Origin of the sequence: Bradyrhizobium sp. BRP22, from assembly GCF_020194175.1 — a bacterium.
Lineage (GTDB): Bacteria > Pseudomonadota > Alphaproteobacteria > Rhizobiales > Xanthobacteraceae > Bradyrhizobium.
On sequence record NZ_JADYVX010000002.1, the window covers coordinates 408,318 to 432,011 of the forward strand.

Sequence of the window (23,694 nt, forward strand, 5' to 3'; positions counted from 1 at the left end):
TCCGTAGGATGGGTAGAGCGCAGCGAAACCCATCAACGACGACCCTGGGGCGAAGATGGTGGGTTTCGCTGCGCTCTACCCACCCTGCAACGCTACGGCAGCCCGCTCCGCCGACAGCCTACTTCGCCGGCTCCAGCAGCGAAACGTAATTCGCAACCGCGGCGCCGCCCATGTTGAAGATGCCGGCAAGTTCAGGGTTCTTCAACTGCATGCCCTCGGGCGCCTGGCCCGTGAGCTGCATCGCACTCATCACATGCATGGAGACGCCGGTGGCGCCAATCGGGTGGCCCTTGGCCTTGAGCCCGCCGGATGGATTGATCGGCAGCTTGCCGTCCTTCAGCGTCCAGCCTTCCAGAATCGCCCGCGCACCCTGCCCGCGCGGGGTCAGGCCCATCGCTTCATATTCGATGAGTTCGGCGACAGTGAAGCAGTCATGGGTCTCGACGAAGGAAAGATCGGACAGCTTGGCGCCGGCCTGTTCCAGCGCGCGCTGCCAGGCCACGGTGCAGCCCTCGAACTGCAGGATGTCGCGCTTGGACATCGGCAGGAAATCCTGCGCATGCGCGGTGGCGCGGAAGTTCACCGCTTTGCCCATGGTCTTGGCGGTTTCCGAATCCGTCAGCACCAGCGCGGCGGCGCCGTCCGACACCAGCGAACAGTCGGTGCGCTTCAAGGGGCCGGCGACGAACGGGTTCTTGTCGCTCTCGGCGCGGCAGAACTCGAAGCCGAAATCCTTGCGCATCTGCGCATAGGGATTGGCGACGCCGTTCTTGTGGTTCTTGGCGGCGATCAGCGCCAGCGCATCGGACTGGTCGCCATACTTCTGGAAATAGGCCTGCGCGATCTTGCCGAACACGCCGGCGAAGCCCGCGGGCGTCTCGCCGTCCTCGGGCAGATAGGACGCGCGCAACAGGTTGCGACCGATCTCCGGTCCTGGCGTCTTCGTCATCTGTTCGACGCCGACCACGAGCACGATTTTGGCGCCGGTCTGGATCGCGCGAATGCCTTGGTGCACGGCGGCCGATCCGGTCGCGCAGGCGTTCTCGACGCGCGTGGCCGGCTTGAAACGGAACTGCGGATCGGCCTGCAGCACCAGCGAGGCCGTGAAATCCTGCGGCGAGAAGCCGGCGTTGAAATGGCCGAGCACGATCTCGTCGACGTCGCCAGCCGAAATGCCCGCATCGGTCAGCGCCTCGTTGGCGACACGCGTCACCAGGCTCTCAACCGTCTCCGCGTCGAATTTGCCGAAGGGGGTGTGCGCCCACCCCACGATGCTGGCTGTCATGGCCGTTCTCCCAAAATGTTCCTGATCGCTTGTAGCTGATCCCCAACCGGACTTCACCCGGCTTTCAGCGATTTCATGGTGCGGTCGCACATGGCGGTTATGCCCGCCCAATTGTTGGACCTGACCTCGGCGGACGGGCAGAGCCAGGATCCGCCGACCGCGACCACATTGGGCTCCGCCAGCCAGGTGGCGGCATTGGCCTCCCCGATGCCGCCGGTGGGGCAAAACCGCACGTTCGGGAACGGTCCGGCCAGCCCCCGCAGTGCCTTTATACCGCCGGAAGATTCCGCGGGGAAGAATTTCACGAGATCGAAGCCTTGCGTCAGCGCCTGCATCAGCTCGGACGCGGTCGCGATCCCCGGCGCGAAAGGCAGGCTAGAGCCGGCCGCGGCTTTCAGGAGCTCGGGCGTCGCACCCGGGCTGATGCCGAACCTAGCGCCGAGCGCCTCGGCGCGCGCAAGATCGTCGGGGCTCAGGATCGTGCCGATGCCGACGATCGCATCCGGCACCTCGGCCAGGATCGCCTTTGCCGCCTCGATTGCGACCGGCGTGCGCAAGGTGACTTCCAGCGTGTCCACGCCGCCTGCGACCAGCGCGCGTGCCAACGGCACCGCATCCTCGCGCCGTTCGATGGTGAGGACGGGGATGACCTTGGCCTCACTGAACAGCGTGGCGAGCGTTTCCTGTTTGGCTGACGTCATTGCGAGGCCCTGCGGGAACTGGTCGGTCGCGGCGCTTTCTTCGGCGGCATGGCATAGCGCGGAATGATCGCGCCGGGATAGCACACCACGACGCCGGCCAGACGGTGACCGGCACGCGCGGCTTCCGGCGGCTCGGCACCGGACAGCCGGGCCGCGAGGTAGGCGGCCGCGAAACTGTCGCCGGCCGCGGTGGTGTCGATGATCGGCTGGGTCACCGGCTCGGCCCTCACCTCCCGAGATCCGCCGGGAAAGCGCAGGACGCAGGCAGGCTCCGGCAGCTTCAGCACCACTTCGGGGCTCGGAATGCCTGCAAGCAGCGCCTCGTTGCTCTCGCCGGGATAGAGCGGCAGCAGGTCCTCGGTCGAGGCGAGCACGATGTCGGCTGCCTCGAACGCGGCGCTGTAGACGCTGCGCGCCTCGCTCAGATCGGGCCAGCCACGGGCACGGAAATTGGTATCGAACGCGAAGCGCGTCCCGAGCAGGCGCGCGCGCTTCAAGGCCGTCATCAACCGCCCTCGCCCGTAATCATCATAGATCGAGAGCGTGATGGCCGAGAGGTAGACGAGATCATAGGTCGCGAGCGAATTCAGGAGGTCCTCGGTCTCCGGCAGGTGCATCAGCTTGCGCGCGGCCGAGTTTTCGCGCCAATGGAAGAATTTGCGTTCGCCCTTCTCATCCGTCTGGATCAGATAGAGGCCGGGCAGTTTGCCCGGCAGCCGAACGACGCGCGTGGTTCCGATACCCTCGGCCTTCCAGCCCGCGCTCATCTCATCGCTCAAGGCATCGTCGCCAAGCGCCGTGATGTAGTCGACGTTGATGCCGAGGCGCGCGAGATAGACGGCAGTGTTGAGGGTGTCACCGCCGTAACCCCGGGAGTAGAGGCCGCCTTGCGTCCCGCTGTGGGGCCCGCCCTGGGCCTGCCTCAACTCGATCATGCATTCGCCGATAGAGGCTACCCGCGTCATGACCGCATCCTGCAGGCAAACTACGCCGCGAACTTGCCGCCGAGCTCGTCCTCGATGTGAATTCGGATGATATCGTCGAACGTCTTCTCGGCGGTGGTGAAGCCGAGCTTCAGCGCGCGCTCAGTGACGAAATCGCGCGGCCAGCCGGAGACGATGCCGATGATGGTCTGGTCCGGCACCCGCTTGATCCGGGCAGTAACGTTCTTGCCGGCAACGCGCTCGAGCGCCGCGATCTGCTCGCCGACCGTGGCCGAGAGCCCGGGCATGCTGAGGTTACGGCGCGGGCCGATGGTGTTGAGATCCATGGTCCCGGCATGCACGAGGAAGCCGACCGCCGATCGCGGCGAGGCATGCCAGTGCCGGACGTCTTCCGACACCGGCAGGATCGCTTCCTCGCCGGCGAGCGGCTCGCGGATGATGTTGGAGAAGAAGCCCGACGCCGCCTTGTTCGGCCGGCCCGGCCGCACGCAGATGGTCGGCAGGCGGATGCTGATGCCGTCGAACAGGCCCTTGCGGGTATAGTCGTTGATCAGGAGCTCGCAGATCGACTTCTGCGTGCCGTAGCTGGTCAGCGGCGTGTGGAAGAACTCGTCGCCGATCTTCTCCGGGAACGGCGCGCCGAACACCGCGATCGAGGACGTGAACACCAGCCGCGGCTTGTAGCCGCCGCCGACTAGGCGGATGGCGTCGATCAGGTAGCGCGTGCCGTCGAGATTGATGCGGTAGCCCTTGTCGAAATCGGCCTCGGCCTCACCCGACACGATCGCGGCGAGATGGAAGATCACGTCGGGCCGCTCGGCGATCAGCGGCGCGGCGGCGCCGGCATCGGCGAAATCGGACGCCACCACCTTGACCGGGATCGAGGCATTGGCCGGCTTTGCGGGCTCGACCACGTCCTGCAGGGTCATCCTGGTGATGTCCTGCTTGCCGAGGCGGCCGTCGCGCAGCAGACGGTCGGTCAATTTGCGGCCGACCATGCCGGCGGCGCCGAGAATCAGAACGTGCAAGACCCAACTCCTTCGTGTTCTTCAGGGCTAGATGGGCGCCTGCGCTATTCCTTCACGGCTCCCGTCATGGCCGACACATAATGCTCGACGAAGAAGGCGTAAAGGATCACGAGCGGCAGTGAGCCGACCAGCGCGCCAGCCATCAGCGATCCCCATTTGTAGATGTCGCCGTCGACGAACTCGTTGACGATCGCGACCGGCACCGTCTTGTTCGGCGTCGATTGCAGGAAGGTCAGCGCATAGATGAACTCGTTCCAGCACAGCGTGAACGAGAATATGAAGGCCGAGATCAGGCCGGGGACCGCCAAGGGCACGATGATCTTGACCAGGATCTGCCAGCGCGAGGCGCCGTCGATCAGCGCGCATTCCTCGAGCTCATAGGGGATGGTCTTGAAGTACCCCATCAGCAGCCAGGTCGAGAACGGAATGAGCAAGGTCGGATAGACCAGGATCAGCGACAGCGGCGAGTCGAACAGGCCGTAGGCCTGGATCACCGAGGCCAGCGGGATGAACAGGATCGACGGCGGCACGAGGTAAGCGAAGAAGATCAGGATGCCGACGGTGTCGGCACCCTTGAACCGCAGTCGCGTGATCGCATAGGCCGCCAGTACGCTGGCCGCGATCGACAGGAAGGTGGCGCCAACAGCCACATACATCGTGTTCCAGAGCCAGCGCGGATACTGGGTCTCGAACAGCAGCTTGCTGATGTGCTTGAAGGTCGGATGGACAACCCAGAACGGGTTGAACTTCTCCATGTCGATCAGCTGCTCGTCCGGTTTGATCGACGTCAGCACCATCCAGTAGAACGGGAACAGCAGCACCACGAGGATGATGAACAGCGGCAGATACAGCGTGATCAGGCGGCGCGGCAGCGACTCCAGATAGCTCATGCCCTCGGAGTCGTCGCTCGCGGCCTGTGCCGGCGCTTTCGAATGCAGGGCTGAATCAGTCATTGTTCGATCCTTGCTGCCACTTGCGGCGCTGCATGCCGAACCAGGAGATCGCGATCGCGGCTAATAGGAACGGGATCATCGCCGTCGCAATCGCCGCACCCTCGCCCAGCCGTCCGGAGATGATGCCGCGCTGATAGCTCAGCGTCGCCATCAGATGCGTCGCATTGACCGGTCCGCCGCGGGTCAGCGCCCAGATCAGCTGGAAGTCGGTGAAGGTGAACAGTACCGAAAACGTCATCACCACGGCAATGATCGGCGTCAGCAGCGGATAGGTGATGTAGCGGAAGCGCTGCCAGTTGGTGGCGCCATCAAGCGTCGCCGCCTCATAGAGCGAGGGCGAGACCGTCTGCAGGCCCGCGAGAAGCGTGATCGCCACGAAGGGAACGCCGCGCCAGACATTGGCGAAGATGACGCTGGCGCGGGCCCAGGTGCTGTCGCCGAGGAAGTTGATGTTGTGGTCGATGACGCCGAGCTTGATCAGCGACCAGGAGATGATCGAGAACTGGGCGTCATAGATCCACCAGAACGCGATCGCCGACAGCACCGTCGGCACGATGAAGGGGATCAGCACGATCGACCGGATCATCGCCTTGAACGGCATGTGCCGGTTCAAGAGCAGCGCGAGATAGAGCCCGATCGCGAATTTGATGACGCTGGCGATCAGCGTGTAGAGCAGCGTGTTGAAGACCGACAGCCAGAAGATCGCGTCGTCCCACAGCCATTGATAATTCTCGAGGCCGATGAAAATCCCGCCACGGCCGATGCGTTCGTCCGTGAAACTCATCCAGATGCCAAGGCCAAGCGGATAGGCCAGGAACAGGATCAGGAAAGCTGCCGCCGGCAGCATGAACCACAGCGCCGCCCAGTTGCGGTTGGCGCGCAGCCTCGACCATAGTGACGGCTCGCCGGCTGCGGCGGCCTGTACCGGCATCGATGTCTGGACAGTACTCATTCCGTCTCCAACTCAAATCGAAGGCAGCGCCCGGCCCGCTTCCGTGGCATCCGAGCGTCCCCCCGATCGCTCAACAACCAGAGAGCCGGCGCGGGCAGTCCGCGCCGGCTGCCCGCTTAGCGGAAGATGCGCTTGGCCGCGCGTTCGGCCGAAGCCATCGCGGTCTTCACATCCTCGCGTCCGGTGCAGTAGTTCGCGTACATGTCGACGAGCACAAAGTCGGCGATCGCGGCTGCTGCGTTCTCGCTCATCTGCGCCTCGCCGGCCGGCGTCGAGGCGCTCTGCGCCACGCTGCGGTAAGGCGTGGTCTTCGGATCGGCGGTCCAGACCGGGTTCTTGTCGTAGCCGAGGAGGAAGTGGGACAGGTAACCCTGCGCCGCTTCGATCCAGGGGTTGAACTGATCCGGCTCCAGCATGAAGGCGGTGAACGCCTTGCAGGTCTGCGGATACTTCGAGAAGGTGAAGATCAGGATCGGGAAACCGAGATGAAGCTCGCGCGTCTTGCCGTCGATGCCGGGCGGCAGATGCGCGTGATTCATGTCCTCCGCGATCTGCGGATTCTCCTTCTTCGCCGTCACATAGATCGAAATGCCGTTCGTGGTGAGGTGAAGCTGGCCGGCGAGGAACGCCTTGTTGTTGGAACTGTCGTTCCACGATGCCGTGCCCGGCACGAAGTTCTCGTAGAGGCCCTTGACGTATTCCAGCGACTTCGCGGTCTCCGGCGAGTTGATGACGACCTTGTTGTTCTTGTCGATCATCTTGCCGCCATGGGCCCACAGCGCCCAGTGCAGCCAGCCGTTGGCGTCGCCCGAGGCGTGACCCAGCGCCATGCCGGCCGGCGTGCCGTTCTTGTTCATGCCCTTCACGAGGTCGGCAAAGCCGGCGAGATCCTTCGGGAATTCCTTGTGGCCGGCCTTCTCGGCCGCGGCGACGCGGTAGTTGACGAGGCCGCCGGTGGCGGCAACGGGAATGCCGATCCATTTGCCGTTGAGCATGCCGTAGGCCTTGCCTGAGTCGGTCCAGCCGCCGCATTTCTGGCCGAGATAGTCGGCGACGTCGGTGACATCGACGCATTTGCTCGGGAACAGGAACGGCAGCGAATAGAGACCCCAGACCATGTCGAGGCCCTGCCCGGTGTTGGCGGCAACGGATGCCTTGGGCTGGATGTCGTCGTAGGATTCGTTGGAAACGTTGATGGTGACGTTGTTGGCCTTCTGGAAGGCGTCGACGATCTTCATGAAGGCGACGTCTTCGGCTTCGACGAAACGCTTCCAGCGCAATAGGTTGATCTTCGCCCCCGGCTCCGGCTTCCACGGCGCAGTCTGCGCCCAGGCCTTCGCATAACCCAATAGCTGATCGCTCGACATCGTCGCTGCGGCGGCCAAAAGGCCCGCACCGCCCTTGAGCAGCGAACGGCGATCGGTGAACTTATTCATTTCAAGTCTTCTCCCTTAATTTATGGTCTTGCTTGGGCTTGTTAGTCCGGCCGCCTAGAGACGACGGCCGGTGTCCTTGTCGAACAGGTGAGCGGACGACGCGCGCGGCCGCAAATGAATTCGCTCGCCGGGCTTGACCTCATGTCGCTCGCGGAACACGGCGATGATGTCCTGTTTGCCGATGCGCGACACGATCTGCGTCTCCGAGCCGGTGGGCTCGACGACGACGACCTCGGCCTCGATGCCGTCGCTGGCGAGTTCGAGATGTTCGGGGCGAATGCCGTAGACCACTGGCTTTCCATCGGACGCGGTGGGTGCGGTGGCCAGCGGCAGCTTGGCGCCGTCCTCAGTCTCGACATAGACTTGGCCGTTGGATTTCAGATGCCCGTTGAGGAAGTTCATCGCCGGCGAGCCGATGAATCCCGCGACGAACTGGTTGTCGGGCTTGTCATAGAGATCGAGCGGCGATCCCATCTGCTCCACGATGCCGTCATGCATGACCACGATCTTGTCGGCCATGGTCATGGCCTCGATCTGGTCGTGGGTGACGTAGACCGTCGTGGTCTTCAGCCGCTGATGCAATTCCTTGATCTCGGTGCGCATCGCGACCCGCAGCTTGGCATCGAGGTTGGACAGCGGCTCGTCGAACAGGAACACCTGGGGATCGCGCACGATCGCGCGCCCCATGGCGACGCGCTGGCGCTGACCGCCCGACAACTGGCGCGGATAGCGCTCCAGGAGCGGCGTCAATGCAAGGATTTCGGCAGCTTTCTTGACCCGGGCGCTAATGTCCTGCTGGTTCGCATTCCGCAATTTCAACGAGAAGCCCATATTTTGGGCAACCGTCATATGCGGATAGAGCGCGTAATTCTGGAACACCATCGCGATGTCGCGCTCTTTCGGCTGCACGTTGTTCACCACGCGATTGCCGATCGAAATGGTCCCGGAGGTGATGTTCTCCAGCCCCGCCAACATGCGCAGCAACGTCGACTTGCCGCAGCCGGAGGGGCCGACCAGCACCACGAACGCACCGTCCTCGATCGGAACAGTCACGCCGTGCAGGACTTCAAACCCACCGAACGACTTCCGCACGTCGCTTATCTGCACCGACGCCATTCATTTCCCTCCGATTCTAGCGGCGGTTAGGACCATAACGGCCCTGCCCGCTCTTCAAGTTGAGTTGCCTCTTAGCAGAATTTTTTCGCCATGTCCTTGGATCAAAGTTGAATATCGCCGCGCTCAATCAATTGCGAACAGTCGGTCGACGTGCATAAAGTCGCGTCAACGAAACAAGGCTGAGTGCAGTGCAGCATAAGCCGTTGCGCTCGGGGAGAAACAATGAACAAGCCTGCTACGCCAGTCACAAAGCGCAAGCTCCGCTCCAGCGAATGGTTCAACAACCCACACAATCCCGGCATGACCGCGCTCTATCTCGAGCGCTACCTTAATTATGGACTGACGCGGCAGGAATTGCAGTCCGGCAAACCGATCATCGGCATTGCGCAGACCGGCAACGATCTTTCGCCCTGCAATCGCCATCATCTTGAATTGGCGCACCGGGTGCGCGAGGGCATTCGCGCCGCCGGCGGCATCGCGATGGAGTTTCCGACCCATCCGATTCAAGAGACAGGAAAACGGCCGACCGCTGCGCTCGACCGCAATCTTGCCTATCTCGGCCTGGTCGAAGTTCTCTTCGGCTATCCGCTCGATGCGGTCGTGCTGACCACCGGCTGCGACAAGACCACGCCGGCCTGCCTGATGGCGGCGGCGACCGTGAACCTGCCGGCGATCGTGCTATCGGGCGGGCCGATGTTGAACGGCTGGCACAATGGCGTGCGCTCCGGTTCCGGCACCGTGGTCTGGAAGGCGCGCGAGCAACTCGCCGCCGGCGAGATCGATTACGAAGAATTCATGAACGTCGTCGCCTCCTCGGCGCCGTCGGTCGGCCATTGCAATACAATGGGCACCGCCTCGACCATGAATTCGCTGGCGGAAGCGCTCGGCATGTCATTGCCGGGCTGCGCCGCGATCCCCGCACCCTATCGCGAGCGCGGCCAGATCGCCTATGAGACCGGAAAGCGGATCGTCGAGATGGTCTGGGAGGACCTGAAACCTTCCGACATCCTCACCCGCAAGGCGTTCGAGAACTGCATCGTGGTGAATTCGGCGATCGGCGGCTCGACCAACGCGCCGATCCACATCAACGCGCTCGCGCGCCATGTCGGCGTCGAATTGTCGATCGGCGACTGGCAGAAATATGGCCACGACGTGCCGCTGCTGGTGAACATGCAGCCGGCCGGCTTCTATCTCGGCGAGGAATATCACCGCGCCGGCGGCGTGCCGGCGGTGGTGCGCGAACTGATGAAGCACAAGCGCATCCATGAAGACGCGGTGACGGTGAACGGCCGCAGCATGGGCGAGAACTGCAAGGAAGCGGCCCAGCCCGATGGCGATGTGATCTTTACCTATGACAAGCCGCTGGTGAAGGACGCAGGCTTCCTGGTGCTGCGCGGCAATCTCTTTGATTCCGCGATCATGAAGACCAGCGTGATCTCCAAGGAGTTCCGCGACCGCTATCTGGTCAACCCGAAGGATCCTAACGCCTTCGAGGGCCGCGCCATCGTGTTCGAGGGCCCGGAGGATTACCACGAGCGGATCGAGGATCCCTCGCTCGAGATCGACGAGCACTGCATGCTGTTCATCCGCGGCGCCGGTCCGATCGGCTATCCCGGCGGCGCCGAGGTCGTGAACATGCAGCCGCCGGCAGCGCTGATCAAACGCGGCATCCTGTCCCTGCCCTGCATCGGCGACGGACGCCAGTCCGGCACCTCGGGCTCGCCGTCGATCCTCAACGCATCGCCGGAAGCGGCCGCCGATGGCGGGCTGGCGATCCTGAAGACCGGCGACCGCGTCCGCATCGACCTCAACAAGGGCACCGCCAACATCCTGATCCCCGACGAGGAGGTGAAGAAGCGGCATGCCGAATTGAAGGCGAATGGCGGCTTCCGCTATCCGGCGAACCAGACGCCGTGGCAGGAGCTCTACCGCGCGACCGTCGGCCAGCAGGCCACCGGCGCCTGCCTCGAACTCGCCACCCGCTATCAAGACATCGCCGGCAAGGTCGGGGTGGCCCGGGATAATCACTAGCATCTTGTCATTCCGGGATGCGCGAGGCGCAGGCCCGGAATCCATTTCTCCGCTTGCGTATGTGGCGCCATGGATTCCGGGTTCGTCGCTTCGCGACGCCCCGGAATGACGAGCAGAATGAAGGGACAAGACATGTCAGACCGGCTGAAGGGCAAGCGCGCATTCGTCACTGCGGCGGCCGTGGGCATCGGCCGCGCCTGCGCAGTCGCCTTTGCGCGCGAGGGCGCCAGCGTGTTCGCGACCGACATCGATGAGGAGAAGCTCGCGCTCCTCAAGCAGGAAGGTATCGCCGAAGTCGCCCGGCTCGACGTGCGCGACACCGCTGCGGTCACGGCCATGGCCAAGCGCGTCGGCAAGACCGATATCCTGCTCAATGCGGCCGGCTTCGTGCATCATGGCACCGTGCTCGATTGCTCCGACGACGATTGGGACTTCTCCTTCGACCTCAATGTGAAGTCGATGCATCGCACGATCCGCGCCTTCCTGCCGGGCATGCTGGAAGCGGGCGGCGGCTCGATCGTGAACATCTCCTCCGCCGCCGGCGTGTTCAAGGCGGCGCCGAACCGCTACGTCTACGGCGCGACGAAGGCGGCGGTCGCGGCCCTCACCCGCTCCGTCGCGGTCGACTACATCAAGCGCGTGCGCTGCAATTGTATTTGCCCCGGAACCATCGAGACGCCATCGATGCTTGAGCGCGCGGCTGCAGCGGGTCCGAACGGACGCGACATGTTCGTGGCGCGCCAGCCGATGGGCCGGCTCGGCACCGCCGAAGAGATCGCCGCGCTCGCCGTCTATCTCGCGAGCGACGAGAGCTCGTTCACCACCGGCGTCGCGCACGTCATCGACGGCGGCTGGACACTCTGACACCCTCATCCCGAGAAGCCGCGCATAGCGCGGCGTCTCGAGGGATGGGCCACGGGCCTCATGGTTCGAGACGCCGCTTCGCGGCTCCTCACCATGAGGAACTTAGATGAAAGGGAGGCACTCCATGAACAAATACGATCTCAATGGCCGCAGTGCCGTCGTTACCGGCGGCGCGCAGGGTTTCGGGCGCGCGATCACCGAGCGTTTCGTCGCGTCGGGCGCAAAGGTCGCGATCTGGGACCATGACATCGCGCTGGCCGAGAAGACCGCAAAGGAGATCGGCGCTGGCGTCACCGCCTTCAAGGTCGACGTCACCGATCCGGCCGGCGTCGAGAAAGCGCGCGACGACGTGCTGAAGGCGTTCGGCAAGATCGACATTCTCGTCAACAATGCCGGCATCGCCGGCATCAACAAGACCGTGTGGGAGACCGATCTCGAAGAATGGCGCAAGGTGCTGCGCATCAATCTCGACGGCCCCTTCATCTGCTGCAAGGCGATCGTGCCGGCAATGCTCAGCCAAGGTTATGGCCGCATCGTCAACATCGCCTCGATCGCCGGCAAGGAAGGCAATCCGAACGCGGCACATTATTCGTCATCGAAGGCCGGCCTGATCGCGCTGACGAAATCGCTCGGCAAGGAGCTCGCGCAGCACAATATCCTCGTCAACGCGGTGACGCCTGCGGCGGCGAAGACCGCGATCTTCGACCAGATGACGCAGCAGCACATCGATTTCATGCTGTCGAAGATCCCGAAGGGCCGCTTCGTGCTGGTGGAAGAGCTCGCCGCGCTGGTCGCCTGGCTGGCCTCGGAGGATTGCGCCTTCTCCACCGGCGCCGTGTTCGACATCTCCGGCGGCCGCGCGACGTATTAAGCTGGCTGGCGAAGCTCTGCGGCCAGATGATCGGCCAATAATGACGCCGCGCGCGGCAGGTTTGCCGCGCGGTGCAGCCTGATTTCGGCGCGCGGCAGCGGCGGCATGCCGTCGCGCTCCGACAAGCGCCGGAGCCGCGGCGGAAAAGTGCCGGCCTTGACCACGGTGACAGCCAATCCCTGCACCGCGATCGCCTCGACCGCAGCTAAGCTGTGGCTGACGAAAGCGAGCCGCCACGGCCGTTTCGCAGCGTCGAGCGCCTGCATCGCCCAGCTCCGGAACAGGCAGCCCTGCGGATAGAGCGCCACGGGAAGCGGATCGAGTTCCTCGACGCGATGCTCCGGGCTTGCCGCCCACACCGCCTGCTCGCGCCGCAGCAGTTCGCCGTCGCCACGCCCTTCCGGATGCATGGCGATGACGAGATCATAGGTCTCGCCAAGCCGGTCGGTCATCGAGGACGTCAGCCCCGTCTCCATCTCGATATGGATCAGCGGATAATTGGCGACGAAGCTAGCCAGCAGCGGCGGGACCAGCAGCGTGCCGTAGTCGTCCATCACGCCGAGGCGAACGCCTCCTTCCACCTTGTGCTCACGCACCCGGCCGACCGCCTCTTCGTTCAGGCTTATGATGCGTCGCCCGTAGCCAAGCAGGCCCTCGCCGGCCGCGCTCAGATCGACATTGGCCTTGGTGCGGTGAAACAGCTCCGCCTGCAGCCGCTCTTCCAGCCGCTTCACCTGCATGCTCACCGCCGATTGCGTCCGGTTCAGCGCCACGGCCGCACGCGTGAAGGAGCGATGGTCCGCCACCGCGACGAAAGCCTTCAGAAGATCTGGGTCGAGGCTCATGACGATCCGTGATTTTATCTATCAGATAAATTCCATTCCTTGATTATCGCCTGTCACCTAGGGTCGACAAGGGCGAAAACGGGATGGATGGGCGAGACATGATGGGTGAGACGTGGGGCGTCCTGGCCGCGCTGCTTTCGAGCGCGCTCGGCGGCACGTCGATCGGAGCAACGCGCTATCTGGTCAACGCCATCGACCCGCTCGCCATCGGCGCGTTTCGCTTCGGCATCGGCTTCCTGCTGCTGCTTCCGCTCGTCCTGATCCAAAAGCGGGGCTGGCCGGCGCGGCGCGACTGGCTGGCCGTGATCGGCCTGGGCCTGCTGTTCTTCGCCGCGTTTCCGATCCTGTTCAACGCATCCTTGATCTTCACGACGGCGGCGCGAGGCGCGCTCGCGCTCTCGACATTGCCGCTGGTGACGATGGCGGTCGGCGCCGCGCTTGGCAGCGAGCAGTTGACGCTGCGAAAGACCGTTGGCGTGCTGGTGACGATCCTCGGCGTCGCCATGGCCCTGCTTTCCGGCCTCAGCGCCGCGCCGGAAGGGGCGTGGCGCGGCGATCTGCTGATGGTAGCGGCCGCGCTCTGCATGGCGCTCTACAGCATCTGGTCAAAACCTTTCATCCGTCGCTCCGGTCCCGTTCCGTTCACCACGATGGCGATGGCCGCCGGCGCGGCCTGCCTTACCGTCGCCTCGCTCGCGCGCGACAGTTTCGCACCGGTCGCGGCCTTCGGCGCACCGCAATGGTTCGGCGCGATCTATCTCGGCGCCTTCGGAGCCGCGCTGACATTCTATCTGTGGGCGTTCGCACTGGAGCGTACTACGCCGACGTGCGTCGCAATTTCGGTAACCGTCAATCCGATCGCGGCATCTCTCGTCGGCGCCACGCTGTTGGGCGAGCCGCTGAGCTGGAATCTGGCGGTCGGTATCGTGACCGTGTTTGCGGGGATCTGGATCGCGACTGCGCAATCGGGCCCTAAAAAGGTCCGCAAGGCCGATCCGGCGGCGGTGCAGAAGCTGCCGTGACGCCGGCGGGCCGATATTCCGCGCCAATGCGTCGCGCGTTGACCGCCTTGCGCTGGAACCGAGCTGCAACCATGTCTGGTTGAAAGCGGCCGCCGCCGCGACCGGATATCCTCCTTGAACATCTCCCTCTACACCATCTCCGTCTGGGTGCTGCCGCTCCTGATCGCCATCACCTTCCATGAGGCGGCACACGGCTTTGTCGCTTACCGGCTGGGTGACAATACCGCCTGGCAACTCGGCCGCGTCAGCTTCAATCCTGTCAAGCATATCGACCCGTTCGGCACGGTGATTCTGCCCGCCGTGCTCTTGCTGTCGCACTCGCCGTTTCTGTTCGGCTATGCCAAGCCGGTGCCGGTGAATTTCCGCAACCTCAAGCATCCCCGGCTCGACATGGTCTGGGTGGCGCTGGCCGGCCCTGCCATCAACATCATTCTCGCTATGGTTGTCGCGCTCGCGTTTCACGCGCTCCCTTTCATCCCACCGGACAGCGCGCGCTGGATCGCGGACAATCTCAAAAACGCCTTCCTGATCAATATCGTGCTTGCGATCTTCAACATGATGCCGATCCCGCCGCTGGATGGCGGCCGGGTGGCGGTCGGGCTGCTGCCCCGGGCGCTTGCCGAGCCGCTCGCACGGCTCGAGCCCTATGGGCTGCTGATCCTGATCGGGCTTTTGATCCTGTTGCCCCTCCTCGGTTCGCAGCTTGGTCTCAATCTTGATATTATTTCCGCGATACTGGGGACACTGACCGGCTATGTGATACGTGCGCTTCTCCTCATCACGGGCAACGCCTAAGCTGAGGAAAAAATCGCGAGGGCCTCTTGATCAAAGCTGCCGATATGCTGATCGCTCGACGTGCGGACACCCGCGCCAGAGCGGACTTCGCGACCTGGAAAATGCTCGCCAAGCTCAATGGCACGTCATCCCTGTCGGCCGACGCGCAGAATTTCCTCGCCACCTACAACAAGCTTTCGGAGCAGATGCCCGAGGCCGAGGCGGGCGAGGCCACCATCAAGCTGATGTACAAGAGCTATTATGCCGAGATGGGCGGTGCCGGTAAGCCGCCGGACGTTCCCGCCCCCTCCCGCGAGCCGGTCGCCGACCGCGGCAACGTCACCGCCTTCCGTCGCCTGCCCGCCAAGAAGACCGGCGTGTCCGGGCCAACGGGCAAACGGCCGCTGCCGGTAGCGCTGATCTTCGCCTGCCTCGTCGTGGTCTACGTCGGCATCCGGTATTTCTGGCGCTAGAGCGTTTTCGAGCGAAGTGGACACCGGTTCGCGTGAAGAAAACGCGTCAAAACAAGAATCTAGAGCTTCGGTTCTGATTCAATCAGAACCGAAAATGCTCTAGTTGAGCGCGGGACGAATGCAGCAAACGCAGGATGGGTAGAGCGGAGCGAAGCCCATCATTCGCGCTTGCTCCGAAATCGATGGATTTCGCCCCGCGCTACCCATCCTGCAAGTTCACTACTTCGGCTTCTTGAAGTTCACATCGAGGCTGAAGGCGAACTGGTCTTCGGTGAGTTCGGCCGGCGGCGGTGGGACCGGATCGGAGCGGCGGATCATCGAGATGGCCGCGTCGTCGAAGGTAGGATCGCCTGAGGATTCGGCGACGGCGACGTTGACGACGTTGCCGCGGCGGTTCAGCACGATGCTGACCCTCACCGTGGTCGCCTTGCTCTTGTTGTGCGGATAGCGCTTGTGGAGCTCAAAATAGGCGCTGATCTTGCGGCCCCAATCGGCGGTGAGCTTCTGCCTGTCCTTGCCGATGCCGAGATTGGGGGCCTTGGCCTGTTCGGCCTCGGGCGCCTTCTCCTCCAGCGTCTGCCGCGCGGTTGCTTCCTGGGCGGGCGCCTCCTCGGAAGCCTGGGTCTGGACCTTCGAGACCTCCGGTTCTTCCTCTTTGGGCTTCTGCGAGTCGTTCGGCGTCACGATGCGATCGGGGTCCTCGGACTCGGTCGGCACGTCCTTCGGAAGGTCGGTCTCCTTCACCTCGGCCTTCTGCTCGGCGAGCTGCGGAGATGCCTGCGACGCATCGGCGTCAGGACCCGGCGGCAGGTTTTCCTCCTCGACCTTGGGCGAGGCCATCTCCACCGCGAACTCGGCCGCATTCGCGCCCAGCCCGTCGCCGACGTCGTCGCCGCGCAAATTCGCAAGCGCCAGCGCCGCCCCGCCAAGATGCAGCGCAAGCGCCGTCACTGCGGCGCAAATCCACAAGCGTCGGGAAGGCTTTTGCTCGAGATCGAGGTCAGACATCGCTGCCCGCCGTCAGGGTTTTGCCGGCTCAGCCGTTGGCGGCGCGGCAGGCGCACCGGGAACGCCTTCGAGCGTCACCAGCTTGACCCGAGTGTAGCCGCCCGAGCGCAGGATTTCCATCACCCCCATCAGCTCGCCATAGGGCACGGCGCGGTCGGCGCGCAGGAACACATATTTGTCCTTGCTCATGTCGGCCAGGGTGTCGAGCGAATGGACCAGTTCGGTGCGCTTGACGGAATTCTCGCCGATCGCCAGCGTGAGGTCCGACTTGATGCTGACATAGGTCGGCTTGTCCGGCTTCTTCTGCGGCGTCGCGCTCGAAGTCGGCAGGTCGATCGGCAGGTCGACGGTGGAAAGCGGCGCGGCCACCATGAAGATGATCAGCAGCACCAGCATCACGTCGATGAACGGCGTGACGTTGATCTCGTGCGATTCCGCGAAATCGTCGTCGTCGCCGTCGTTCTCTGCAATCGAAACAGCCATGGCCTACTCCGCCGCCGCGCGCGAATGTGCGCCGCCGGACATGCTGACATGCGTGCGGTCGAGATCGCGTGACAATAGCCGCGCCGCCGCCCCCGAGGCCCGGCCGACCAATTCGAGATAGCCCTTCGTCACCCGCGAGAAGTGATTGTAGATGATCACGGCCGGGATCGCGGCAACGAGGCCGATCGCGGTTGCGAGCAGCGCCTCGGCGATGCCGGGTGCGACCACCGCGAGGTTCGTGGTCTGCGATTTCGAGATGCCGATGAAGCTGTTCATGATGCCCCAGACGGTGCCGAACAGGCCGACGAAGGGCGAGGTGGCGCCAATGGTCGCAAGCAGGCCCATGCCGACGCGGATACGGCGGCCTTCGGCGCGCACGATCTCGGCAAAGCTCGACGCCGCGCGTTCCTTGATGCCGGCATCACTGGAGATGCCGGCCGACAGGCGCCCTTCCCGCATCGCTGCGGCGATCAGGGTCGACAGCACGCTGCCCTTGGCGCCGAGCGCGAATTGCGCTTCCGCAAGCGAGCGCACATCGCTGATCTTGGCCAGTGCGGCGCGCAGCTTGCGCTGCACGAGGGTGAGCTCGATCATCTTGGCGATGAACACCGTCCAGGTCACCAGCGACGCAAAGGCGAGGCCGATCATCACCGCCTTCACGACGATGTCGGCATTCCAGAACATCAGCCAGGGCGACAGTTCCTTCAGCCCGGCGATGGTGGCCGACTTCTGCGACTTGCCTTCGCCATCGGCGGACGCCGCGTCCTGAGTTCCCGGAGATGCAACCGGCGCCACTGCTGAGGGTGACTGCGCCGGCGTCGCCGCCTGTGCCGGCGGTTGCGGAGCGGCCGGAGCAGCCTGCTGCTGCGCGACAGGCACGGATGGAGCGGGAGCCATCTGCTGCTGCGCCGACAACGGCGCCGCCAGCGAGACCAGCGTCAGCACGGAAAGTGCAACTAGCGTCGCGCGGGTAGTTAAGATGTTCATACTTCGGCCCAGTGGCGGATCAGGTTGTGATAGATGCCGGTCAATCTGACCGTTTCGGTGTTGTCTCGCCCAAGCCGCTCCACCAAGGCCTGGATAGCGGTGTCTGGATCAAAGATCAGACTGCGAGCATGGGCATCCCGTATCATGCTCTGCAGCCAGAAGAAAGACGCAACCGATGCGCCTCTAGGTACCAGCGTGACCAGATGCAAACCAGAAGCAGGGTAAAGATCGCCAGCCGACAGCTTCACTTGACGTGAGCCGTGGAAATCTTTGATGACGACCGCGGCGCCATTATAGTCTTCCCGTTCCGGCAAAAATAGCGTGATCGAGAGGTCGGCGCGAATCCGCAGGCCGGTCAGATCGTCTTCCCTCACCGGGTCGTCGACGTGCAGACCGAAATGGAGGCCGTCGTCGGCGGCGTAAAGGTTGAACGAAGGGTGGAGAGATTCTAAGTCCGATCGCGGCAGATCGCTTCGATGCAGCGCATGAAGATGTTGTTCATGGACGGCTTTGTGGTCGTTTCCGCAAACACGTCGAAGCGAATAGCGACCAGGATCAGAACGCTTCTAATCTGATTGTTTGAAACCGTTCTAATAATGATTCTAAAGAGCCGCAAAAGCGCCGCGGCACGACATAGTTCGATTGCAAACGAACCTTAATCGGCGCTCAATCGTCCATCTCTCAGCCAGATGGCGCTCGCGGGCTGCGACCATGGACGGCATTGATTTTCGGATTGGAGCGCCTCGATGACGGATGCGGCGCCACATCGCAGGCCGACTATTTCACCGCGACGTCCGGACCTTCGCCGAGCGACTTGATGCGGTCCTTGATGTCCCGCAACGTCCGAAGGCTGGCCTCGATCCTCTGATCGGGAATGTCGTGCAGCACGTCGGTTGCGATCGCATCGCGCAGGCTGTCGAGATCGTCGACGAGCTGACGGCCGCGGTCGGTGAGGAATAGCCGGTTGGCGCGACGGTCCTTCGGATCGGGCCGGCGTTCGAGCAGGCCGTGCTCGACCAGTCGGTCGAGCAGCCGCACCAGCGAGATCGGCTGCAGCTCGAGCACGTCGGCGAGATCGACCTGTGACAGCCCCTCCTGTTCGCGCAGCCGAAACAGCACGATCCATTGCGCACGCGTGGTGCCGCGCGCCTTCGCACGATGATCGATATAGTTGCGCAGCAGGCGCGAACTCTCGACAAGCTGCGAAACAAGCTGACGTTTCAGCTCGAGTGACATATCGGTTTCGCCAGACCAATCCAGGATTTCAGCAGCGCGCTCCCAGATCTTGATCCGCTTGGACAAAATCGGATCATGATTTCATCTCTTTGCTCGCGCATGATCTCCGCGCAGATGCGTTGCATTTGTCGCGATGGAAAGCCGGTTTCCACTTTCTCCGGATCACACTCTAAACCTTTCCAAATGTTTAGGATTCTCAAGCGTTAGTGTGTGTACTCATTAAGTGCTGACATATTATATGGGTTCCTCGGAACGGTTTTAAACACCCATGATTGTTTTCGAACCCATGAGCGTGCATGTCCAAGTCACGAACGATAGGTTGGGTCCTGCTGGTTGCCGCGATCGGCGCCGCGGGCTACTTTGGCGTGCAGCGCTATGGCGGAGAGCACACCAAGGCTGATGGACAAAAAATTGCCGCCCCTGCCCGTCCGCCCGTCCCGGTTCGGATCGCGCGCGTCGAGACGGCGGATTTCCCGGTCTATCTGACCGGCCTCGGCACTGTGCAGGGCTTCAACACCGTCCAGGTCCGCACCCGCGTCGACGGCCAGATCATGAAGATCGCCTTCCAGGAAGGCCAGCTCGTCAAGAAGGACGACGTCCTGGTGGAGATCGACCCGCGGCCGTATCAGGCCGCGCTTGATCAGGCCACGGCCAAGAAACAGCAGGACGAGGCAAATCTCGCCAACGCCAAGCTCGATCTGCAGCGCTACACAAGGCTCGGCGAGTTCGCGACCCGCCAGCAGACCGATACCCAGCGCTCCATGGTTGCCCAGTTGACGGCGCAGATCGCCGCCGACGAGGCGGCGATCACGAATGCGCAGACGCAGCTCGACTACGCCACCGTCAAGGCGCCGATCACGGGGATCGCTGGCCTGCGCCAGGTCGATGTCGGCAACATCGTCAATGCCGCAACCCAGACCGGCATCGTCTCGATCGCCCAGATCGAGCCGATCGCGGTGATCTTCACCGCGCCGGAGGATCAATTGCCTGACATCAAGGCCGCGCTCGCGGCTTCCCCGCCCAAAACGATCGCCTACTCCACCGACGGCAAGCGCGCTTTGTCCACCGGCGTTCTCGCGCTGATCAACAACCAGGTCGATACGACCAGCGGGACTATCCGCCTGAAAGCGGTGTTCGAGAACAAGGACCACGCGCTGTGGCCGGGTCAGTCGGTTTCGACGCGGCTCCTGGTGCGGACGCTGAAGGACGCGACCGTGGTTCCCGACGATGCCGTCCAGCATGGCACGGACGGGCTTTACGCCTATACTGTCAATCAGGACAACAAGGCCGAGCTGCACCGGATCAAGGTCAGCTACTCGATCGACGGCAAATCGGTGGTCGACGAGGGGTTATCGCCGGGCCAGCAGGTGATTACCTCAGGCCAATACAAAGTCTCGCCCGGCGCCCTCGTCAGCACGGCGGTCGCGAGCTCGGACGCGACACAATCCAAGGTGAAGCCGGAATGAGCTACGGCATTTCCGCTCCCTTTATCCGCTACCCCATCGGCACCTCGCTGCTGATGGCCGGCATTCTTTTTGTCGGCCTGGTGGCGTATCCGCTGTTGCCGGTCGCGCCGCTGCCGCAGGTCGATTTCCCGACCATCCAGGTCAACGCGAGCTTGCCCGGCGCCAGTCCGGAAACCATGGCGACTTCGGTGGCCCAGCCGCTGGAGCGCCAGTTCGCTCAGATTCCCGGCGTGGCCCAGATGACCTCGACGAGCTATCTCGGGACTACGGCGATCACCATCCAGTTCGACCTCAACCGCAACATCGACGGCGCCGCCAACGACGTCCTGTCCGCCATCAACGCGGCAAGCGGCCAGTTGCCGAAGAACCTGCCGTCGCCGCCGACCTATCGCAAGGTCAACCCGGCGGACGCGCCGATCATGCTGTTGTCGGCAACCTCGGAGACGTTGCCGCTGACTGAGGTGAGCGACGCGGTCGACGCCCAGCTCGCACAGCAGATCAGCCAGATCTCCGGCGTGGCGCAGGTCATTATCGGCGGCCAGCAGAAGCCGTCGGTCCGCGTGCAGATCGATCCGGGCAAGCTGGTGGCAAAAGGCCTGTCGCTGGAGGACGTGCGCGCCGCGATCACCAGCGCCACCGTCGACAGTCCCAAGGGCAATATCGACGGCGACACCCGCGCCTACACGGTTTACGCCAACGACCAGCTCCTGAAGGCTGCGCCCTGGAACGACGTCATCATCGCCTACCGCAATGGCGGCCCGTTGCGAATTCGCGATATCGGCCAGGCCGTCGCCGGTCCGGAAGACGCCAAGCAGGCGGCGTGGGCCAACGGCAAGCGGGGCGTGTTCCTGGTGATCTTCAAACAACCCGGCGCTAACGTCATCGACACCGTCGACAAGATCAAGGAGACCTTGCCGCGACTGGTCGCGGCGATCCCGCCGGCGATCAAGATCGATGTCATCAGCGACCGCACCACCACGATCCGCGCCGCAGTCGAGGACGTGCAGTTCACGCTGCTGCTCACCATCGCGCTGGTGGTGATGGTGATCTTCGTCTTCCTGCGCAGCTTCTGGGCGACGATCATCCCGACCGTGACGGTGCCGCTCGCTCTGCTTGGCGCCTGCGCGCTGATGTGGGTGTTCGGCTATACGCTGGACAACCTGTCGCTGATGGCGCTGACCATCGCGGTCGGTTTCGTGGTCGACGATGCCATCGTGATGCTGGAGAACATCACCCGCTATATCGAGGAAGGCGAAAAGCCGATGGCGGCGGCCTTCAAGGGCGCGAGCGAAATCGGGTTCACGATCGTCTCGATCAGCATTTCGCTGGTCGCGGTGCTGATTCCGCTGCTCCTGATGGGCGGCATCATCGGGCGCCTGTTCCGCGAATTCGCGGTCGTGCTGGCGATGACGATCTTCGTCTCGATGTTCGTATCGCTGACGCTGACGCCGATGATGGCCTCGCGCTTCCTGCGCTCCCATGGCGAGACCAAGCACGGCCGCTTCTACGAGATGAGCGAGCGCGGCTTCGACGCCATGCTGCGGGCCTATCAAAGCGTGCTCGATCTCGCATTGCGCTGGAAGTTCACCACGCTGATGATCTTCTTTGCGACGCTCGGCCTGTCGGTCTACCTGTTCGTGATCATTCCCAAGGGCTTCTTCCCGCAGCAGGACGTCGGCCTGATCACCGCGACCTCTGAAGCCAACCAGGACGTTTCCTTCGCCGAGATGAAGCGCAAGCAGGAAGCGCTCGGCAAGATCGTGCTCGCCGATCCCGATGTCGCGACGGTCGCCATGGCCGTCGGCGGCAGCGGCCGGGCCGGCAATAATGGCGTCATGTACATCACGCTGAAGCCGCGCGACCAGCGCTCCGCCAACGCGCAGCAGATCATCGCGCGCCTGCGGCCGAAGCTCGAGCCGGTCGAAGGTGCCAGATTGTTCATGCAGGCGGCGCAGGATGTCCGGCTCGGCGGCCGGCCGACCCGCACCCAGTTCGAATTCACCCTGCAGGACGCCAACCTCGCCGAGCTGAACGAATGGGCGCCGAAGATCCTGGCGAAGATGCAGACCTTGCCGGAACTGCGCGATGTCGCGACCGACCAGCAGACCAACGGCACTACGCTCGAACTCAAGATCAACCGCGACACCGCCTCGCGTTACGGCATCCAGCCGCAGCTCATCGACGATACGCTGTATGACGCGTTCGGCCAGCGCCAGGTGACGCAGTACTTCACCCAGCTCAACAGTTATCACGTGATCCTGGAAGTGCTGCCCGAGCTGCAGGGCAGCATCGACACGCTGAACAAGATCTATCTCAAATCGCCGCTGACCGGCGAGCAGGTGCCGCTGTCGACCTTTGCGACCTGGACCAGCGTGCCGGTGCGGCCGCTCTCGATCAGTCACCAGGGCCAGTTCCCGGCAATCACCATCAGCTTCAACTTGGCGCAGGGCGTGGCGCTGGGCCAAGCGACCGATGCGGTGCAGAAGGCGATGGTCGAGCTGGGCGCGCCGCCGACGCTGAATTCGAGCTTCCAGGGCACCGCGCAAGCGTTCCAGCAGTCGCTGAGCACGGTGCCGCTACTGATCCTGGCGGCGCTGGTGGTCGTCTATTTGATCCTCGGCATCCTCTACGAGAGCTACATCCATCCGATCACCATCCTGTCGACGCTGCCGTCGGCCGGCGTCGGCGCGCTCCTGATCCTGATGGCGGCCGGCTTCGACTTCAGCCTGATCGCACTGATCGGCATCATCCTGTTGATCGGCATCGTCAAGAAGAACGGCATCATGATGGTCGACTTCGCGATCGCGGCCGAGCGCGACGATCATCTGGAGCCGGAGGCCGCGATCCGGCAGGCCGCCCTGCTCCGCTTCCGCCCGATCATGATGACGACGATGGCCGCGCTGCTCGGCGGCGTACCCTTGATGCTCGGCACCGGCACGGGATCGGAGATCCGTCAGCCGCTCGGCTACGCCATGGTCGGCGGCCTGATCGTCAGCCAGGCGCTGACGCTGTTCACGACGCCGGTGGTCTATCTCTATCTCGACAAGCTCTCCAATTTGTTCGCCGGCTGGAGCAGCTCGACCGATGCGGACGAGGAGCACCGGGAAGAGCGTTCCGTCAAGGAAGCTGCGGAGTAAGCAGCACGGTCATTGCGAGGAGCACAGCGACGAGGCAATCCATGCCGCAGCGCGCGGAGACATGGATTGCTTCGCTCCGCTC

The 23,694-nt window shown here is 63.6% G+C and carries 21 protein-coding genes and 1 pseudogene; 8 read left to right on the forward strand and 14 right to left on the reverse strand.

Annotated features, from left to right (window positions below):
* Nucleotides 1–118: 118 nt before the first annotated feature.
* The 8 genes from I6F35_RS04410 to ugpC all read right to left on the reverse strand — a co-directional run bounded on the left by I6F35_RS04410 (nt 119) and on the right by ugpC (nt 8,415).
* A complete protein-coding gene (locus tag I6F35_RS04410; protein ID WP_225116416.1) occupies nt 119–1,285 on the reverse strand; it encodes an acetyl-CoA acetyltransferase in 1,167 nt (388 codons plus the stop codon).
* Between the two features lie 53 nt (nt 1,286–1,338).
* On the reverse strand, nt 1,339–1,986 hold the full coding sequence (gene eda / locus I6F35_RS04415; protein WP_225116417.1) for a bifunctional 4-hydroxy-2-oxoglutarate aldolase/2-dehydro-3-deoxy-phosphogluconate aldolase: 648 nt from the start codon (nt 1,984–1,986) through the stop codon (nt 1,339–1,341).
* Complete coding sequence (locus I6F35_RS04420) at nt 1,983–2,951, reverse strand: sugar kinase (RefSeq protein ID WP_225116418.1); 969 nt, start codon at nt 2,949–2,951, stop codon at nt 1,983–1,985. The genes eda and I6F35_RS04420 overlap by 4 nt, the downstream gene beginning before the upstream one ends.
* Before the next feature lie 20 nt (nt 2,952–2,971).
* Entirely contained in the window at nt 2,972–3,958 is a 987-nt protein-coding gene (gene denD / locus I6F35_RS04425; protein WP_225116419.1) for a D-erythronate dehydrogenase, read from the reverse strand.
* Between the two features lie 44 nt (nt 3,959–4,002).
* Nucleotides 4,003–4,911 carry a carbohydrate ABC transporter permease gene (locus tag I6F35_RS04430; protein WP_225116420.1) on the reverse strand — a complete coding sequence of 303 codons (909 nt, stop codon included), beginning with the start codon at nt 4,909–4,911 and terminating at the stop codon, nt 4,003–4,005.
* A complete protein-coding gene (locus tag I6F35_RS04435) occupies nt 4,904–5,863 on the reverse strand; it encodes a sugar ABC transporter permease (RefSeq protein WP_225116421.1) in 960 nt (319 codons plus the stop codon). Before I6F35_RS04435 ends, I6F35_RS04430 begins: the two co-directional genes overlap by 8 nt.
* Before the next feature lie 116 nt (nt 5,864–5,979).
* A complete protein-coding gene (locus I6F35_RS04440) occupies nt 5,980–7,299 on the reverse strand; it encodes an ABC transporter substrate-binding protein (RefSeq protein ID WP_225116422.1) in 1,320 nt (439 codons plus the stop codon).
* A gap of 54 nt (nt 7,300–7,353) precedes the next feature.
* Nucleotides 7,354–8,415: a sn-glycerol-3-phosphate ABC transporter ATP-binding protein UgpC gene (gene ugpC / locus I6F35_RS04445; protein WP_225116423.1), complete on the reverse strand. Its 1,062-nt coding sequence runs from the start codon at nt 8,413–8,415 to the stop codon at nt 7,354–7,356.
* A 222-nt stretch (nt 8,416–8,637) separates the two neighbouring features.
* Between ugpC and I6F35_RS04450 the strand changes: the two genes are divergently transcribed.
* From I6F35_RS04450 to I6F35_RS04460, 3 genes are all read left to right on the forward strand, one after another.
* Nucleotides 8,638–10,446 (forward strand): IlvD/Edd family dehydratase, encoded by a 1,809-nt coding sequence (locus I6F35_RS04450; RefSeq protein ID WP_225116424.1) that lies wholly within the window; start codon nt 8,638–8,640, stop codon nt 10,444–10,446.
* Between the two features lie 132 nt (nt 10,447–10,578).
* Nucleotides 10,579–11,310, forward strand: coding sequence for an SDR family oxidoreductase (locus tag I6F35_RS04455; RefSeq protein WP_225116425.1), 732 nt, complete (start codon nt 10,579–10,581; stop codon nt 11,308–11,310).
* 124 nt (nt 11,311–11,434) lie between these two features.
* Entirely contained in the window at nt 11,435–12,181 is a 747-nt protein-coding gene (locus I6F35_RS04460) for an SDR family NAD(P)-dependent oxidoreductase (RefSeq protein WP_225116426.1), read from the forward strand.
* Here I6F35_RS04460 and I6F35_RS04465 read toward each other — a convergent pair.
* The gene (locus I6F35_RS04465; RefSeq protein ID WP_225116427.1) at nt 12,178–13,026 is read right to left on the reverse strand and encodes a LysR substrate-binding domain-containing protein; all 849 of its coding nucleotides are present in this window, start codon (nt 13,024–13,026) and stop codon (nt 12,178–12,180) included. The genes I6F35_RS04460 and I6F35_RS04465 overlap by 4 nt on opposite strands.
* Nucleotides 13,027–13,127: 101 nt before the next feature.
* On the opposite strand from I6F35_RS04465, the gene I6F35_RS04470 reads away from it, so the two are divergent.
* From I6F35_RS04470 to I6F35_RS04480, 3 genes are all read left to right on the forward strand, one after another.
* Nucleotides 13,128–14,048, forward strand: coding sequence for a DMT family transporter (locus I6F35_RS04470; RefSeq protein ID WP_225116467.1), 921 nt, complete (start codon nt 13,128–13,130; stop codon nt 14,046–14,048).
* A 114-nt stretch (nt 14,049–14,162) separates the two neighbouring features.
* Nucleotides 14,163–14,843, forward strand: coding sequence for a site-2 protease family protein (locus I6F35_RS04475; RefSeq protein WP_225116428.1), 681 nt, complete (start codon nt 14,163–14,165; stop codon nt 14,841–14,843).
* Between the two features lie 44 nt (nt 14,844–14,887).
* Nucleotides 14,888–15,295, forward strand: coding sequence for a hypothetical protein (locus I6F35_RS04480; protein WP_225116468.1), 408 nt, complete (start codon nt 14,888–14,890; stop codon nt 15,293–15,295).
* A 219-nt stretch (nt 15,296–15,514) separates the two neighbouring features.
* Here I6F35_RS04480 and I6F35_RS04485 read toward each other — a convergent pair whose 3' ends face one another.
* The 5 genes and pseudogenes from I6F35_RS04485 to I6F35_RS04505 all read right to left on the reverse strand — a co-directional run bounded on the left by I6F35_RS04485 (nt 15,515) and on the right by I6F35_RS04505 (nt 19,009).
* Nucleotides 15,515–16,303, reverse strand: a complete 789-nt coding sequence (locus I6F35_RS04485) for an energy transducer TonB (RefSeq protein WP_225116429.1) — start codon at nt 16,301–16,303, stop codon at nt 15,515–15,517.
* Nucleotides 16,304–16,315: 12 nt separating this feature from the next.
* On the reverse strand, nt 16,316–16,786 hold the full coding sequence (gene exbD / locus I6F35_RS04490) for a TonB system transport protein ExbD (protein WP_225116430.1): 471 nt from the start codon (nt 16,784–16,786) through the stop codon (nt 16,316–16,318).
* Between the two features lie 3 nt (nt 16,787–16,789).
* Entirely contained in the window at nt 16,790–17,773 is a 984-nt protein-coding gene (gene exbB / locus I6F35_RS04495; RefSeq protein WP_225116431.1) for a tonB-system energizer ExbB, read from the reverse strand.
* Nucleotides 17,770–18,210 (reverse strand): annotated as a pseudogene (locus I6F35_RS04500) (PKHD-type hydroxylase); the annotation flags it as partial. The gene exbB and the pseudogene I6F35_RS04500, both read right to left, overlap by 4 nt.
* A 340-nt stretch (nt 18,211–18,550) precedes the next feature.
* Nucleotides 18,551–19,009: a MarR family transcriptional regulator gene (locus I6F35_RS04505; RefSeq protein ID WP_225116432.1), complete on the reverse strand. Its 459-nt coding sequence runs from the start codon at nt 19,007–19,009 to the stop codon at nt 18,551–18,553.
* Nucleotides 19,010–19,305: 296 nt separating this feature from the next.
* On the opposite strand from I6F35_RS04505, the gene I6F35_RS04510 reads away from it, so the two are divergent.
* Nucleotides 19,306–20,475, forward strand: a complete 1,170-nt coding sequence (locus I6F35_RS04510) for an efflux RND transporter periplasmic adaptor subunit (protein ID WP_225116433.1) — start codon at nt 19,306–19,308, stop codon at nt 20,473–20,475.
* The gene (locus I6F35_RS04515) at nt 20,472–23,612 is read left to right on the forward strand and encodes a multidrug efflux RND transporter permease subunit (protein ID WP_225116434.1); all 3,141 of its coding nucleotides are present in this window, start codon (nt 20,472–20,474) and stop codon (nt 23,610–23,612) included. The genes I6F35_RS04510 and I6F35_RS04515 overlap by 4 nt, the downstream gene beginning before the upstream one ends.
* The last annotated feature ends 82 nt before the right edge of the window (nt 23,613–23,694 follow it).